A 16,811-nucleotide genomic window follows, 5' to 3' on the forward strand; every position below is an offset into this window, starting at 1 on the left:
ATAGCACAGTTTTAGGCAACAGAAAGGACAGCGATATCTTTGAACACGAATACTGAGATTGAACTGCATGAGATCGTCGATTCGTTTCGGGAAGTGAAGCAGCTTTTTTTTCAATTGATGTCGGATATGTCGTGCCGTTTCGGCGTAACCGGAATTCAATTGATGACGCTGAAGGCGCTTCGCGATCGTCCGGAGATCGGGCTGGGCGACCTGGCGGAGCATATGAGGCTGGGCAGCAGCACGGTCAGCGGCGTGATCGATCGACTGGTAAAAGCAGAATTGGTCATTCGCGAACGTCCGGCCAACAATCGGCGCGTGCTTGTTTTGAAACTGTCGGAAAAAGGGGAGCAGGTACTTCAAGGTGCAGACTCCGCTTATCGTCAATATCTATCCGGTCTTAACGATCTGGACCCCGAGGAACTTCAAGTCATGCTTCAAGCGCACCGAAAAATCATTAAAAAACTAGAAAAAGTGAGAGATGAAAACCACCATGAGTAAAACTGCCGTGCAAGACATTCAAACCCTGAAAAAGGGTCCGATTCTCGTCGCCCTGTTGATCGGTGCTTTCGTAGCCCTGCTGAACCAGACGCTGCTCAACGTAGCTTTGCCGACGATGGCCAAAGACCTTAACGTCGAGACGACCGTCATTCAATGGCTGAGTACGGGCTTCATGCTCGTCAACGGCGTTATGGTTCCCGTGACGGCTTATCTGATGGCCCGCTTCACGTCGAGAAACCTGTTTATTACCGCAATGAGTTTGTTCACCGTAGGTACGTTGCTGTGCGCGTTCAGCGATACGTTCGGCGTGCTGTTGGCTGGTCGTATGGTACAAGCCGCGGGCGCAGGTATCCTGATGCCGCTGATGACCTTCACGATTCTGACCATTTTCCCGATCGAAAAAAGAGGTTCCGCCATGGGTCTCGTCGGCGTGGCCATGATCTTCGCTCCGGCGATCGGTCCTACGCTGTCCGGTTGGATGGTCGAGCATTACGATTGGCATTACCTGTTTTATCTGATTCTGCCGTTCGGCATTTTGTCCGTCATTTTGGGCATTCTGTTTATGCGTAACGTGACCGAGACGTCCCGCCCGAAACTCGATATGTTTGCCGTGGTGTTGTCCACGATCGGTTTCGGCGGCATCCTGTACGGCTTCAGCCAAGCGGGTTCGGAAGGCTGGGGCGCAAGCGAAGTCGTTTGGACGCTCGCAATCGGCGCCGTCGCTCTGCTGTGGTTCGTGATTCGCCAGCTGAGAAGCGACAAACCGATTTTGGAAATGCGCGTATTCAAATACGACGTGTTTACGCTGACTACGATCATCAACGTCATCGCGACGATGGCTTTGTTCTCCGGCATGATTCTGCTTCCGCTGTATTTGCAAAACGTTCGCGGCTTTACGCCGGTCGAATCCGGTCTGATGCTGCTGCCGGGCGCGATCCTGATGGGCATCATGTCGCCGATTACCGGTTACATCTTCGATAAAATCGGTGCGCGTTGGCTGGCTGTCGCGGGTCTTGCGATCATGACGGTAACGACCTACGAATTCAGCCAATTGACCGTCGATACGACATACGGTCATCTGATCGCCGTTTACACCATCCGCATGTTCGGCATGTCGCTGATGATGATGCCGATCCAAACAGCGGGCCTCAACCAATTGCCGGCCCGTCTGAATGCGCACGGCACGGCGATGTCCAACACGCTTCGTACCATTGCCGGTGCTCTCGGTACGGCGCTGCTGGTATCGATCATGTCGAACAAAGCGGCCGAAGTCGGCAAACAGCTGGTCGTCAGCATGGGCATCGATCCGCAAAACGCCGCTCAAATGCAAACCGTTACGATGCAGGCGATGGTGGAAGGCATTAACCATTCGTTCGTCGTCGCAACGTGGATGACCGCAGCCGCGTTCGTTCTGGCTTTCTTTATCAAGCGCGTGGCCGTGGACAACAAAAAAGCGGTACCGCACAAGGTGCAGACAACCGCTTCGGAAAACGCCAACGCTTAATCTTTTGCGATACCTTTAAAACGCAACAAAAGCCCGTTCTCCTATCTCTGGAGAGCGGGCTTTTTCTATACGTCTTTTTACATTTACAGGTCTTCCCGATACCGCGTGCCATACAGCTCTTTTTCCGCCCTTACCGCGTCGCGCAGCAAGTCTTTGACCTTTTCCACTTCTTTCACGTCTTCCAGGCGAACTTCGGGAGTGGTCGGATCGCTGGAATAGACGATGATCGTGCCGACGCCCATCATGCGGTCCATGACCGTTTTTTCCATCGCGATATCTTTGATCCGGACGAGTTCCACTTCTTCCGATTTTTTGCCGACCAATCCCGTAGTTACGATCAGGCGCTGACTCGTGATTTTGTAGCGGATATTGTTCATCAGCAGTCCGGTTTTGATCTGGTCGCCGAGGTCGGAAGGACGGCCTTCCCACAACGTTTTTTCTGTCCGCACATCCGGCTGTTCCGCTCGCGCAGGAGGTCGCGCCGAGGCATCGGAACGTGATTCTCCTTGCAGGGGCTTGCCGCATTTTCCGCAGAAGTTGGCATCGTCCGCGTTTGACGCGCCGCAATTCGTACAATAGATCATACACTCATCCTCTTTTCACGAAAAGTTGGGGTTTTGTGCTGCTTCTCACTCTATAGTACAATGAAACGAGCGAAAAAGTTAAACATTGAGGAGCGATAGATGATGTTGTGGCACGAATTGACCATACATACGACAGAGGAAGCGGTGGAAGCCATCTCGAATTTCCTGCACGAAGCGGGAGCGGGCGGGGTTTCGATCGAAGAATCGGGGAACTTGAACAAAAAGCGGGAGCGTCCGTACGGCGAATGGTTCGACGAGCCGCTGAACGATATTCCGGAAGGACGCGCGGAGATCAAAGGTTACTTTTCCGATGACGTAAAGATCGAAGACGTGCTGGAAGAAGTCAAAAGCCGTACCGCCGAGCTGGAAACATTCAATATCGACACGGGAAGTCCGACGTACGAGACGCGGTTGGTCGACGAGGAGGAATGGGCCACGGCGTGGAAAGCTTATTACAAGCCGTTAAAAGTATCCGATACGCTTACGATCAAACCGGTATGGGAAGAATACGAAGCGTCCGAAGGCGAACGCATTATCGAGCTGGACCCGGGCATGGCTTTCGGCACTGGAACGCACCCCACGACGGCTTTGTGCCTGCGCGCGCTGGAAAGCATCGTCAAAGGCGGAGAAGATGTGATCGACGTCGGCACAGGCTCGGGGATTTTGTCGATCGGGGCCATCAAGCTGGGCGCGAAACGGGCGCTGGCGCTTGACCTCGATCCGGTAGCCGTCAAAAGCGCGCAAGAAAACGTAGCGCTGAACGGGTTGTCGAACGAGATCACGGTCAAAGAAAGCGATCTGCTCTCCGTGCTGCGTCCCGAAGGTCACGGCGCATCGTCCGATATCGGCGTAGAACTTCCGGTGCAGATCGTCGTGGCGAACATTTTGGCCGAGATCATTCTGCTGTTCACGAACGACGTGTTCGAAGCTTTGCGTCCGGGCGGCTTGTATCTGGCATCGGGCATTTACAAAGATAAAGAAGACGCGGTCCGTGAAGGATTGCTTGCGGCAGGCCTGACGATTCGGGATGTGCACCGCGAGGAGGAATGGCTGGCATTTATCGCGGAAAAGGTGGTCTAAATGGACTTTTTGGCCTTTTCTTGGGACGTCCTGCCGTTTGTTCTGATCGTATTGATTATCGCGTTCACCGTGCACGAGTTTGCGCACGCGTACGCGGCTTATAAATTTGGAGATCCCACGGCGCAACTGCTTGGACGCGTTACGCTGAATCCGGCGCGGCATGTCGATTTTCTCGGCATGATCCTGATTTTGATCGCGGGATTCGGCTGGGCGCGTCCGGTTCCGGTCACCCGCGAGAATTTCAGCAAACCGAGGTTGATGGGGATCATCGTCTCGGCGGTCGGGCCGCTAAGCAATCTGTTGATCGCGTTCGTCGGGGCCATGATTTTCCAGGCGTTGAATATGAACGGGTTTTTCGCTAACGCGGATACTTCCCGTGTGACGGAAGCCTTGTTGCTCTTTTTCAATTACCTGATCCAGATGAACATCCTATTGTTCCTGTTCAACCTGATTCCGCTGCCGCCGCTTGACGGTTACCGGATCATTGAGGATATCGCTCCGCTGCGGATTCGGCGCAAACTGCAACAGATCGAGCCGTATTCCATCTTCATTTTCCTGCTGATCGTATTTATTCCTCCGCTGCGTGAAAATACGATCGGACGCATGTACGTATGGATCGGAGATATCATGCAGTTGTTCCTCGGTTGGGGCGCGTCGATATTCGGCTAACCGTGCGCTTCGAAAAAGATAGCCATGACCGGCTTTTCCTTCGGGAAATGCCGGTTTTTCGCGTTGTCCACTGGTCAGGGCAGGCCAAATTGTGTATGATGGAATTTGGTCAAAAACGGAAGAGAAGTGGATGAGCGATGCAGAGATATTTTGTGGAAAAAGAGCAATTCGAAAATGAAAAAGTCCGCATTCTCGGCGAGGATGCGCGTCATATCAGCCGTGTCATGCGCGGTCGCGCCGGAGACAAGATTATTGTGTGCGACGGTATCTTGCGCGTAGTGCTTGCCGAGCTTGAGATCGTCGAGCAGGGCGAGGTCGTCGCGGCCGTACTGGAAGAGATCGCCGAAAAGAACGAAGCCCGTTTCCGGGTAAGTATCGCCCAGAGCTTGCCTAAAGGCGACAAGCTGGAGACGGTCATTCAAAAATGTACCGAGATCGGCGCGAACGCGTTCGTGCCTTTCCTGTCCGAGCGGACGGTGGTCCAGTATGACGCGAAGAAGGAAGAAAAACGTCTTCAGCGCTGGAGCAAGATCGCGAAGGAAGCCGCCGAGCAAAGTCACCGCAGCCGTATTCCCGAAGTGAAGCAGCCGCTTACGTACAAGCAATTGCTGAAGACTTTCGGCGATTACGATCTGGTACTGTTTTGCTACGAAAAAGAAAACGGGTTGCAATTGCGCGACGCCGTTCGTCCGTTCGCCGAAAGTCGCCGGGAAAGCGAAGCGAACGTGCTGCTGGTCGTCGGCCCCGAAGGCGGTTTCGCCGAACGCGAAGCCGATGAAGCGGAAGCTGCCGGCGCCAAAATTACGGGACTCGGCAAACGCATCCTGAGAGCGGAGACGGCGGGCATGACCGCGCTGTCCTGCATTCTGTACGAGTCCGGAGAAATGGGAGGAAGTTTATAATGCCATCAGTTGCTTTTTATACGCTGGGTTGCAAAGTCAATTTCTACGATACGGAAGCCATCTGGCAGCTGTTCAAAAAAGACGGATACGAGCAGGTGGAGTTCGATCAGACAGCGGACGTTTATCTGATTAACACCTGTACGGTCACGAATACGGGCGATAAAAAAAGCCGTCAGATCATTCGCCGCGCCGTTCGTCGCAATCCGAATGCCATCGTCGCGGTGACGGGCTGCTACGCGCAGACGTCCGCGGCCGAGATTTTGGAGATTCCGGGCGTTGATCTGGTAATCGGCACACAGGACCGCGAGAAGATTCTGCCGCTCGTCGATGAGATCAAAGCCAAACGCGAGCCGATCAATGCGGTACGCAATATCATGAAGACGCGCACGTTCGAAGAACTCGATGTGCCGAGTTTCAACGGCCATACGCGCGCGTTCCTGAAAATCCAGGAAGGCTGCAACAACTTCTGCACCTTCTGCATCATTCCGTGGTCGCGCGGACTGTCCCGTAGCCGCGAGCCGCAAAGCGTGCTGGCACAAGCGCGCCAACTGGTGGCAGCCGGCTATAAGGAGATCGTATTGACCGGCATTCATACGGGCGGCTACGGCGACGATATGGATAACTACCGTCTGTCGGACCTGATGGCGGAGCTGGACAAAGTCGAAGGGTTGGAGCGTATCCGGATCAGTTCGATCGAAGCCAGCCAAATCGACGACAAAATGCTGGAAGTGCTGAAGCGTTCCACGAAGATGTGCCGCCATTTCCATATTCCGCTGCAAGCAGGCGACGATTCGGTATTGAAAAGAATGCGCCGCAAGTACACCACTGCTGAATTTGCCGAGAAAATCGCACGCATTCGCGAAGCGATGCCGGACGTAGCGATCACGACCGATGTGATTGTCGGATTCCCTGGCGAAACGGACGAAATGTACCAAAACGGCTATGATTTCATGCAACAAATCGGCTTTTCCGAAATGCACGTGTTCCCTTATTCGCAACGTACAGGCACGCCTGCCGCACGGATGGACGATCAGGTGGACGAAGAAATCAAAAACGCGCGCGTGCACGAGCTGATCGAACTGTCCGAAAAGATGCAGCTTGCGTATGCGCAAAAGTTCATTGGCGAAGTCGTGGACGTGATCCCGGAAAAAAACGAAAAAGGGACGTATCCGCAAGGTTTCGTAGGCGGGCACAGCGACAACTATCTGACGATCGTGTTCGAAGGCTCGCAAGAGCTTCAAGGGCAATTGTGCCGCGTCAAGATCACGGAAGCGGGCGCGAATGAATGTCGGGGTCAACTGCTGCGTGTTCTGGATGAAGTGCGCACGCCGTCGGTATCCTAAATTCGGCCTTTCGGCCGACAGAGGGAACGTGGGAGGCAGAAGGGACTTCGCCGGAGGTTGCGAAGTCCCTTTGCTTGCGAAAAGGCAAAGCACGGATAAGGAGAGAAGACGGTGAGCAGAACGGAAATATCGGCGGGCGGTGTCGTCTATCGCACAGAAGGCGGACGCCTGCAAATCCAACTGATTCAAGATCGATACGGTAAGGTGTCGTTAGCCAAAGGCAAGCGTGAGCCGGGCGAGACGCCGCGCGAGGCGGCATTGCGCGAAATCCGCGAAGAGACGGGCATCGAAGGCCGCATCATCCAACTCGTGGATATTATTCGCTACCAATACGAGAACGAAAAATACGGGCTGGTCGACAAAGAAGTCCGTTATTATTTGGTCGAAGCGCTCGGAGGCGAATTACGCGCCCAGCAGGAAGAAATCCGGGGCGTCGAATGGTTTTCGCCCGAGGAAGCCTTGATCCTGCATAAGAAGTCAGGCTATGAAAACAACCATCCGATCCTGAGATCGGCGATGGAAATGCTGGGGCTGAAGCTGTAACAGACAGCGGCAAGCGCAGCGGCAATTTGAGGAGGAAGCAATTTGGCAAAAGTCATATTGGACAAAAACCGGAAAAAGCGTCTTGAAGAAGGCCATCCGTGGATTTATAAAAGCGAGATCGCAAGCACGGAAGGAAATCCGGCACCCGGCGATGTAGTCGAAGTGACCGATCATCGCGGCAAGCCGCTCGGTACAGGCTACTATAACGAAAATTCGCAAATTACCGTTCGTTTGTTGTCGCACGGCAAGGTCGAACAGATGGACGAAGCGTTTTTCGTTTCGCGTTTCCGGGATTGTTTGCGCCACCGCGATCGCTTTGTCGTCGGCACAGCTTATCGGCTCGTTTACGGGGAAGCCGACTTTTTGCCGGGCTTGATCGTGGATCGCTTCGATGATGTATTGGTCGTGCAAATCCTGACGCTTGGCATGGATCGCCGCCGTGCCGAGATCGTCAACGCCCTGGTCGAAGTCATGCGCCCGGTCGGCATTTACGAGCGCAGCGACGTTTCGGTAAGAAATCTTGAAGGTCTCGAAGAGACGACAGGCGTTCTGTACGGCGAATGCCCGCGTCATGTGACCGTCAAAGAAAACGACCTGCTGATCAAAGTCGATATTGAGCAAGGACAAAAAACGGGTTATTTCTTCGACCAACGGGAAAACCGCGCTTCGATCCGTCCATTGATGACCGGCTGGGGCGAACGCAGCGGCATCGCGCTCCAAGACGTGGAAGGCGAACAGCGTCCGGTCAATAAAAACGGCAAAGTCGTCGAATTTCCGCATTGGGACGGCGCGACGGTATTGGAATGTTTCTCGCATACAGGCAGCTTCACACTGCATGCTTGCGAGTATGGCGCGAAAAAAGTCACTTGTCTCGATATCTCGGCACATGCGATCGAAAGCGCGCGCGAGAATGTCAGCCTAAACGGCTTCGACGATCGCGTCGAGTTCGTGGTCGCCGACGCTTTCGATTACCTGCGCGAGAACGTGAAAGGGCTGGAAGAACGCAAACGCCGCGCGGAAGGCTTGTCCAAAGTCGACACATCCGTACCGATGCCGGCAGGCGGCGGCCGCAGTTGGGACGTCGTGATTCTCGATCCGCCGGCGTTCGCCAAAACGCGTTCGGCGGTCAAAGGCGCGGTTCGCGGCTACAAAGACATCAACCTGCATGGGATGAAGCTGGTCAGCGAAGGCGGTTATTTGGTGACAGCCAGTTGTTCGTATCATATGCGTCCGGATCTGTTCCTGGAAACGATTCAGGAAGCGGCGCGCGACGCGGGCAAAACGCTGCGCTTGATCGAATGGCGCGCGGCAGGCAAAGACCATCCGCAAATCTCGGGCGTGGACGAAGGGCATTATTTGAAGTTCGCCGTGTTCGAAGTGCGCAGCCGTTAATTTTTTGCAACGTTTATAAAGAACCGATTATAGCTTGCTTTTCGCTTTTGGGCGGGAGGCAAGCTTTTTTTAGAGTTGCAGGACTTTGAAATCAAGCGCTACTCGTCGTACGCTATAAGAGACAGGATGAGTACATTGACTGTAGTCGAGATGAGGTCTGCGTTCAATGGGTAAACCGCGATGATCCAGTATTTTAGAGGTCAGGGAGGAATCGTTGTGAACAAGGAAACAAACGGTCGGAATACGGACAAACAACGTCGTTCGAAGGGACCCGGCAGTAGTCGAAGCGCCGAATCGTTCGAACGACAAGACGGAATGATTCGGAACCGAGAAGATCTGCGCCGCGAAGCACGGGCACTGCCGGGGGAGATTTTGCGCGACTTTGCGTCTACGGTAGGGTTCTGGAGCCTCATTATCCTTTTCTGCGGCATACTGACGGGGCTGGGAGCTTGGGTCGGGTACATACTTGGCAAAAATAGCGACGCAGCATGGCTTGGCGCGGCGATTATGGGCGGCGTCTCGCCGATCTTGGTTGGATTTATGTGGGCTTTGAATATTCCTCGTCGAATTTGGCGTAGACTGACCGGTCGTAACCATTAAAAAGATTCAAGAACATATGTTCCTTTTATGGTTTTTTTACATGCCCGATTCAGGTATACTAGATAGTATAAGCAACCGCTAAAGTTTGCAAAATAAGGAGGCCATCGGCCGATGACGTTACACATTAGACTCGGACGTTCCGGTAGCGGCAAGACCAGCCGGATATTGGATGAAATACGTACCCAAATGAAAGCCGACCCGCTGGGCCCGCCTATGCTGCTGATCGTGCCGGAACAATCGACTTTTCAGACTGAGTATGCGTTGTTTGCCGGACAAGAACAAAGCGGAAGCCTGCGTGCGCAGGTCGTCAGCTTTCACCGGCTGGCTTACCGCGTCATGCAGGAAACGGGAGGCTCGGCGCTGACGGCGATCGGAGACGAAGGAAAACGGATGCTGCTATACCGCCTTCTGCGCGAACGGCGGAGCGATCTCCGTCTGTTCGGCGCTTCCAGCGAGCAGCCCGGCTTTATCGCCAAACTGAATGATTTGTACACGGAACTCAAGCGTTACAAGATCGATTCCGTTCTTTTGGAAGAACATATGCAAGACCTGGTCTCGATCGGACATTCGCCGCTTCTGCAAGAAAAGCTGGAAGACGCGCTGCCGATTTATCAGGATTTTGAAAATAAGTTGTCCGAGCTGTATGTCGATTCCGAAGATACCTTGATTCGATTGGCCAGCCAATTGAAAGATTCTTCGCTTGTAAAAGGAGCACGCATATGGATCGACGGCTTCGACAGCTTTACGCCGCGAGAGTATGAAGTCATAGGCGCGCTGCTCGGCATGGCGGACTCGGTTGTCTGCTCGTTGACCTTGGATCGCCCTTATGACGGAGGAGAACAGCCCGGTGATCTGGATCTGTTTCACCAGACCGGGACCACCTACCGCAAGCTGCGCAAGTTGACCGAGGCGCTGGATCACGGATGCGAGGTTGTTTTCGAGAAAGGGAATGAGTTGCCGAGATTTGTCTCCAGTCCAATGCTGGCAAGACTTGAAGCCGAACTGCGCGGAGACCGAAGCTCGGCTCGCGACGGGTTGAACGGAAAGGTGCTGCTTAACGACGAAGGCGAGCCGGGGATTACCCTGCATGTAGCGGATAACCGTCGGGCCGAAGCGGACGCCGTAGCGCGGGAGATGCTGCGGTTGGCTCGGGAAAAGGGCGCCCGCTACCGCGACATGGCCGTATTCGTGCGCAGTCTGGACGATTACGAATCCGTGCTGGCACCGGTGCTCGAAGATTACGGGATTCCCGTATTTACGGACCGCCGAAAAGGGGTGCTGCATCATCCGTTATCCGAATTCGTGCGCGCCGCGCTCGATGTCGTGCTTCGCCGTTGGCAGTACGAAGACGTGTTCCGCTGCGTGAAAACGGATTTGATGCTGCCGGAGGACGACAGCATCACGCGGAGCGAGCTGGACCGATTGGAGAACTTCGTGCTCGCTTCCGGCATTCGCGGAACGAGATGGACAGACGGCCGCCCTTGGCGCGAAGCGCCGAAGCTTTCGCTGGATGACGAAGGCCGTCCGGTCGCGCAGGAGGCTGCGGAGGAAGCGGAAGCCAGAATGGCGCGTTTGGAAGCTTGCCGGGATCGGATCGTGGCTCCGTTATCGGATTTCGAACACGACTTGAAGCAGGCGGAGACGGCAAGAGCGATGTGCGAGAGTGTTTATCGGATGCTGGAAGCGGCCGAAGTTCCGCAGCGGCTCGATCGATTGGCGCGCGAAGCTTCCGAAGCCGGCGATCCGCAGGCAGCCGACGTGAATCGCCAAATTTGGGGAGCGTTGCTGGATTTGTTGGATCAGATCGCGGAGTTGATCGACGACGAGAAGGTCACCGTTGACGAGTTTGCGGGTATGCTGGAAACGGGGATTGCCGGCTTGACGCTGGGATTGGTGCCGCCTGCGCTTGACCGGGTGCTGCTGGGCGATATGGATCGCACGCGGCCTTTAGGTCTTCGTTATGCGTTCGTACTGGGCTTGAACGATGGCGTCGTGCCGCTCGCTCCCGTACAAAGCGGACTCCTCAGCGAGCCGGAACGTATCCGTCTGGCCGAAGGCGGCCTGGAATTGTCGCCGGGATCGGAACGCCGGATGCTGGACGAAAAGCTGCTGGTTTACCATACATTGACGAGCGCTACGCATAAACTTTGGTTGAGCTATGCCCTAAGCGACGACGAGGACAAGCCTTTGCTGCCGTCGGAGATCGTGCTGGATCTGCGCGCCGCGTTCCCGTTTATGCGCGAGCGCCGAGAACAGGGACTGCCTGCGATCGGGATGGAACGGGCCGATTACGAACGGTTCGTCACGCGGCCCGAACCGACGCTGCCGCATTTGCTGGCCCAGCTTCGGTTATGGAAAACGGGCGCGGAGATCCATCCGGTCTGGTGGGAGGTACTGGACGCTTATCAAAGCGATCCGCGGCGGCAAAAGCTGTTGAACAGCCGACTGGCTTCGCTGGTATACGCCAATGATTCGGACCGGTTGACCAAGGACACCAGCGTGCGTTTGTACGGTCGCAATCTGCGTTCCAGCGTCTCGCGCATGGAAAAGTTCACGGCTTGCGCGTTTTCGCATTTTGCTTCACATGGCTTAAAGCTCAAAGAACGCCAACTATACAAGCTGAACGCGCCGGATATCGGGCAGTTGTTCCATGCGGCACTCAGCGATATCGCGATGCGGTTGAAGCTGGAAAACCGGAGCTGGGGATCGCTATCGACCGAAGAATGTTTGGCGGAAGCGCGCGCGTCAGTGGACAAGATCGCACCGAGATTGCAAGGCGAGATTCTGTTCAGCACAAGCCGGTACGGCTATATTTCGCGCAAACTGATGGATATCGTCGGCCGTGCTTCGGTCATTTTGGGCGAACATGCGCGGCGGGGCGATTTCGAACCTCTTGGCATCGAAGTCGACTTCGGCCCGGGCAAAGACATTCCGGCGCTTACTTTCGAGCTGGACAACGGCTGTACGATGGAAATCATCGGCCGGATCGACCGCGTCGACGTTGCCGAAGGCGACGAAGGCTTGCTGCTGCGGGTCATCGACTACAAATCCAGTTCCAAAGACTTGAAGCTGCATGAAGTCTACTACGGTCTGTCGCTGCAAATGCTCACGTATCTGGATGTGATTTTGACGCATGCGGAGCAGTGGATCGGCGCACCCGCGCTTCCGGCGGGAACCTTGTATTTCCATGTGCAAAATCCGCTGTTGTCTTCGCAAAACGGATTGGCACGGGATGCGGCGGCTCAGGAAATGCTCAAGCGTTTTAAAATGAAAGGTCTGGTGCTGGCCGATACGGATGTGGTGGCCAAAATGGACCGAACGCTCGCCAGCGGCCAATCGCCGGTGATTCCGGTCGCGGTGAAAAAAGACGGCAGCTTCTATAGCAGCTCCGCCGTCGCCGATCCGCAGCAGTGGGAGTCTTTGCTCAAAGGCGTGCGCCGTAACATCGCGGGCATCGGCAAACGGATCACGGAAGGCGAATCCGAGGCTCGTCCGTATCGTATCCAACAAGAGACGGCTTGCGATTTCTGTCCGTACCATTCCGTTTGCCAGTTTGACGAAAGTCTGGATCATGCCGGTTACAACCATCTGGGCAAGCCGGGCAAAGATCGGATCTGGCAGATGTTCGACGAAACGGACGAGGAAGGTCTTAGGGAGGAGAAACAATAAATGGGAATGTCATATGCCGAAAAGCCGGCGGGCAGCCAATGGAGCGATGACCAGTGGAAAGCGATAGCGGTCTCCGGTGGCGATATGCTGGTGGCAGCCGCGGCAGGATCGGGCAAAACGGCGGTGCTGGTCGAGCGGATTATCCGCAAAGTGACCGATCCCGATCAAGGCACCGGCGTAGACCGGATGCTGATCGCGACGTTCACGAAGGCCGCGGCATCGGAAATGCGGCAACGGATACGCGATGCGCTGAACAAAGAACTGTCTGTCGATCCGCAAAACGAACATGTACGCCGCCAATTGTCTCTGCTTGGGCAAGCTTCGATCACGACGCTGCACTCTTTTTGCCTGGAGGTCATTCGCCGCCATTATACGCTTATTCCGCTTGATCCTGCTTTTCGTATCGCGAACGAGCATGAGAGCGAGATCATGCGCCAGGAGATTTTGGAAGAGCTGTTCGAGGAAAACTACGCGCTCGAAGAAGACGGAAGAATGTTTCGGCGGTTGATCGACTGGTTCGGCGGCGAACGTTCCGACGACCCTGCGTTTGCTCTTGTGCAGCGATTGTACGACTTTGCGCGAAGCCATCCGTGGCCGGAGCATTGGCTCAGGGAATCGGCAGCGGCTTTCCGCGTGGACGACGTGCAATCGCTCGGCAATACCGATTGGACTCGCAGTCTGATGGCCGATGCGCGTCTGGCGCTGGCCGGTACGGAAAATCTGCTGCTGCGTGCGTACGATCTGGCGGCATCGCCAGACGGGCCTGCTCCTTATCTCGATACGCTGCAAAACGACCTCGATATGGTTCGGCGTCTGCAAGCTGCGGCAGAGCGGGAACCGTGGGAGAGGCTGTATGTCCATTTCGAGAGCATGGTTTTCGGTAAGCTGAGCGCGGTTCGCAAAGATCAATGCGACCCGCAAATCAAAGAGCAGGCCAAAGCGCTGCGCGATGCCGCTAAGGATGATCTGACGGATATCCGCGAGTTTTATTTCGGGCGTTCGCCCGAAACTTTTTTGGCCGAATTGAATGAATCCGCTCCTTTGATGGAAGAGCTTGCCGAGCTGACGATTGAATTCGGAGAGCGTTATGCAAAAGCGAAAAAAGTCCGGGGGATGGTGGATTTTTCCGACTTGGAGCATTACTGCCTTCGTATTCTGCGCGATCCTTCTTCGAGCCCGGGTCGTCCCGTGCCTTCGGCAGCGGCTTTGGAATACCGGGAGCGCTTCGATGAGGTGCTGCTCGACGAATATCAAGATACGAATTCTGTGCAGGAAAAGATCGTGTCGCTGATCGCGAGAGAAGGAACCGGCAACCGCTTTATGGTCGGCGACGTGAAGCAAAGCATTTATCGGTTCCGCTTGGCGGAGCCGGGACTGTTTCTGCATAAGTACCGTGCATACGGCGAAGACTTCTCGGAAGGCGGGCTTCGCGTCGATCTGGCCCGGAATTTCCGGAGTCGAAAAGAAGTGGTCGAAGCGGTCAACGGTATTTTCCGGGGGATCATGAACGAAAGAGTCGCCGAAATTGCTTACGATGAACGCGCGGAACTGGCTTATGGCGCGCAATCCTATCTGGATGCGGAGCATAACGAGTATGCGCCGGAACTGATGTTGGTCGAGCGAGGAAGCGGATCGGAAGAAAACGAGGCCGCAGAGACCGGTCTTGCCGCCGAAGCGGCCGAGATCGAGACGGCAAGGCTTGAAGCGCGGGCGATCGCGGCCCGGATTCACGAATTGATCGGATCGGCGCCAGGCAGCGAAGCGCTCTCGATCTATGACAAAAACGCAGGAGGACTTCGTGCGGTCGAATACGGCGATATCGTGATTTTGCTGCGTTCGGTAAGCACATGGGCGCCGATGATGATCGAAGAATTGAGATTGGCCGGTATTCCGGCGATCGGCGATGCGGCACGCGGGTATTTCGAAGCCACCGAAGTCGAAGTGATCATGTCTTTGCTGAGCATCATCGACAATCCGCAGCAGGATATTCCGCTTGCTTCGGTACTGCGTTCTCCGATCGTAGGCTTGACCGAAGATCAATTGGCACAGGTGCGGTTATGCGGACCACGGGCTTCGTTTTACGAAGCGGTATCCGCGGCGGCCGAGGGCGGACTCGCCGCCGGTGAAAGTTCGGGTGTAACCGATTCGGAACGTGCGGATGAACGGTTAAGTCCAAGTACATCGGAACCGCCAAGCGACGAGGCTGTTGCTGATCCTTTAAAACGTACACTAAAAGGGTTCATGGATTCCTTGGAACGCTGGCGCGACTTGGCGCGCGGCGGCGAGCTTAGCGAACTGATCTGGACGCTGTACCGGGAGACGGGATATGCCGATTGGGTGGCGGGACTTCCGGGCGGCGTGCAGCGCCGGTCGAATTTGCTGGCTCTGTATAATCGGGCGGCGCAGTTCGAAAAGTCGACGTCGGCGCAGGGATTGTTCCGTTTCCTGCGATTTGTGGAGCGTTTGAAAGAAAACGGCGGCGATCTGGCCGAAGCTCCGTCGGAAGCGGGACAGGATTCGGTACGGATCATGACTATCCACAAAAGCAAAGGACTGGAGTTCCCGGTCGTTTTTGTCGCGGGTCTTTCCAAAAACTTTAATATGCAGGATCTGAACGCACCGTTCATGACGCACAAAGAACTGGGTTTCGGTCCCCGATTCGTGGACGAGGCCAGTCGCGTTAGCTATCCGACGCTGCCCGCGCTGGCGATTCGCAGACGGGCACATATGGAATTGTTGGCTGAAGAGATGCGCGTGCTCTACGTGGCGTTGACCCGGCCTCGGGATAAGATGATTTTGACCGCTTCGGTCAAAGATGTGCCTAAGCGGATCGCAGCCTGGATGCAGTCTGCTGGCAACGCGGAAGGGATCGCCGATTATACGTTGGCCAAAGCACGCTCGTATCTGGATTGGGTCGGCCCGTCGCTGATTTTTGAAACGGGAGCCGAAGAGCTGCGTGGACTGGCGGATCCGGCTTTGTCCGCTACCGCGCCGGCTTCGGACCATGGATGGGTGTTCTCGGTACGCAGCGGCGATGCGGAATCTGCTGCCGAACGCTCAGCCGGAGAAGAACTTTATGCCGAGCGTATCCAACAACTGAAAGCAATCATGAGCGGGGAGCCGATTGAAGGGTTGCGCGGAAATTTCCGGGATGTGTTCGATTGGGCATACCCTTATGCAGAAGCTGGCGGAGCCGCAGCCAAGACGTCGGTCACGGAAATCAAGTCGCGTTTTGCAGGGGAAGAATATCCGGCAGCGGATGCTCTGGAAGCTGCAAGAAAGGTATCGGGCCTGACCGAAGAACGATCGGAAGAGTCAGTGGGGAATGCCGGAGATTCGCCAACGCTTCAGCTTCGACGTCCGAGATTTATGGAACGCAGCCGCTTGACCGGAGCGGAACGCGGTACGGCTTACCATACTGTGATGCAGCATCTGCCGATCCAGGCGGATACAGGCGAGGACGAAGCTTCGGAGACGCTGGCGGCGCTTGTCGGCAAAAGCATTCTGCTTCAAGTCGAAGCGGATACCGTCAATCCGGCCGATATCGCAGCTTTTATCCGCAGCGATATTGGCCAACGAGCCGCTTCGGCAGAGTGGCTGCGCAGAGAGCTTCCGTTCAGCACGGGGATCGGAACGGACGACGAACTCGGGGCGCTGGTACTTCCTGTGCGAAGCGGCGCTTCGGGAGCTTGGCCGACCGATATCGAAAAAACAGCTTCGGGACTGGACCGCCGCGTCCGTTTGGAACGTTTGCCTGGTGAACGCGTGCTTGTGCAGGGGGTTGTGGATGTCCTGTTCCGCGAGAACGGGAAGCTGATTTTGCTTGATTACAAAACGGATCGGCTCCACGCGGATCGGGGAATCGAAGAGCTGTCCGTGCATTATCGTTTCCAGCTCGATTTTTATGCACAGGCTGTCGAAGAGATGCTGGGCGAGCCGGTTGCGGAAAAGTGGCTGTACTTTTTCGATGCCGGGCAAGGCGTAAGATTGTAAAGACAGAGAAGGATAAAGAGGAAGGGGCGCAAAA

Annotated in this window: 12 protein-coding genes; 11 read left to right on the forward strand and 1 reads right to left on the reverse strand. The window is 55.4% G+C overall.

Annotated elements, in window-relative coordinates; all coding sequences use genetic code 11:
- Nucleotides 1-39 precede the first annotated feature (39 nt).
- Nucleotides 40-498 carry a MarR family winged helix-turn-helix transcriptional regulator gene (locus WKI47_RS09845; RefSeq protein ID WP_340226965.1) on the forward strand — a complete coding sequence of 153 codons (459 nt, stop codon included), beginning with the start codon at nt 40-42 and terminating at the stop codon, nt 496-498.
- Nucleotides 491-2,002, forward strand: a complete 1,512-nt coding sequence (locus WKI47_RS09850) for a DHA2 family efflux MFS transporter permease subunit (RefSeq protein WP_340226966.1) — start codon at nt 491-493, stop codon at nt 2,000-2,002. Before WKI47_RS09845 ends, WKI47_RS09850 begins: the two co-directional genes overlap by 8 nt.
- Before the next feature lie 83 nt (nt 2,003-2,085).
- On the opposite strand, the gene WKI47_RS09855 is transcribed toward WKI47_RS09850, so the two are convergent.
- Nucleotides 2,086-2,586 carry a PH domain-containing protein gene (locus tag WKI47_RS09855; protein WP_340226967.1) on the reverse strand — a complete coding sequence of 167 codons (501 nt, stop codon included), beginning with the start codon at nt 2,584-2,586 and terminating at the stop codon, nt 2,086-2,088.
- Nucleotides 2,587-2,688: 102 nt separating this feature from the next.
- On the opposite strand from WKI47_RS09855, the gene prmA reads away from it, so the two are divergent.
- The 9 genes from prmA to addA all read left to right on the forward strand — a co-directional run bounded on the left by prmA (nt 2,689) and on the right by addA (nt 16,777).
- Nucleotides 2,689-3,666: a 50S ribosomal protein L11 methyltransferase gene (gene prmA, locus WKI47_RS09860; RefSeq protein ID WP_340227501.1), complete on the forward strand. Its 978-nt coding sequence runs from the start codon at nt 2,689-2,691 to the stop codon at nt 3,664-3,666.
- Nucleotides 3,667-4,335, forward strand: coding sequence for a site-2 protease family protein (locus WKI47_RS09865; RefSeq protein ID WP_340226968.1), 669 nt, complete (start codon nt 3,667-3,669; stop codon nt 4,333-4,335).
- 137 nt (nt 4,336-4,472) lie between these two features.
- Nucleotides 4,473-5,237, forward strand: a complete 765-nt coding sequence (locus WKI47_RS09870) for an RsmE family RNA methyltransferase (protein WP_340226969.1) — start codon at nt 4,473-4,475, stop codon at nt 5,235-5,237.
- Complete coding sequence (mtaB, locus tag WKI47_RS09875; protein WP_340226970.1) at nt 5,237-6,580, forward strand: tRNA (N(6)-L-threonylcarbamoyladenosine(37)-C(2))-methylthiotransferase MtaB; 1,344 nt, start codon at nt 5,237-5,239, stop codon at nt 6,578-6,580. The genes WKI47_RS09870 and mtaB overlap by 1 nt, the downstream gene beginning before the upstream one ends.
- 111 nt (nt 6,581-6,691) lie before the next feature.
- Complete coding sequence (locus tag WKI47_RS09880; protein ID WP_340226971.1) at nt 6,692-7,123, forward strand: NUDIX hydrolase; 432 nt, start codon at nt 6,692-6,694, stop codon at nt 7,121-7,123.
- A gap of 42 nt (nt 7,124-7,165) precedes the next feature.
- A complete protein-coding gene (locus WKI47_RS09885; RefSeq protein ID WP_340226972.1) occupies nt 7,166-8,515 on the forward strand; it encodes a class I SAM-dependent rRNA methyltransferase in 1,350 nt (449 codons plus the stop codon).
- A gap of 216 nt (nt 8,516-8,731) precedes the next feature.
- Nucleotides 8,732-9,115: a hypothetical protein gene (locus WKI47_RS09890; RefSeq protein ID WP_340226973.1), complete on the forward strand. Its 384-nt coding sequence runs from the start codon at nt 8,732-8,734 to the stop codon at nt 9,113-9,115.
- Nucleotides 9,116-9,226: 111 nt separating this feature from the next.
- Nucleotides 9,227-12,784: a helicase-exonuclease AddAB subunit AddB gene (addB, locus tag WKI47_RS09895; RefSeq protein ID WP_340226974.1), complete on the forward strand. Its 3,558-nt coding sequence runs from the start codon at nt 9,227-9,229 to the stop codon at nt 12,782-12,784.
- Nucleotides 12,785-16,777: a helicase-exonuclease AddAB subunit AddA gene (addA, locus tag WKI47_RS09900; protein ID WP_340226975.1), complete on the forward strand. Its 3,993-nt coding sequence runs from the start codon at nt 12,785-12,787 to the stop codon at nt 16,775-16,777.
- The last annotated feature ends 34 nt before the right edge of the window (nt 16,778-16,811 follow it).

The sequence above is a fragment of the Saccharibacillus sacchari genome, assembly GCF_037722395.1.
Lineage (GTDB): Bacteria > Bacillota > Bacilli > Paenibacillales > Paenibacillaceae > Saccharibacillus > Saccharibacillus sacchari_A.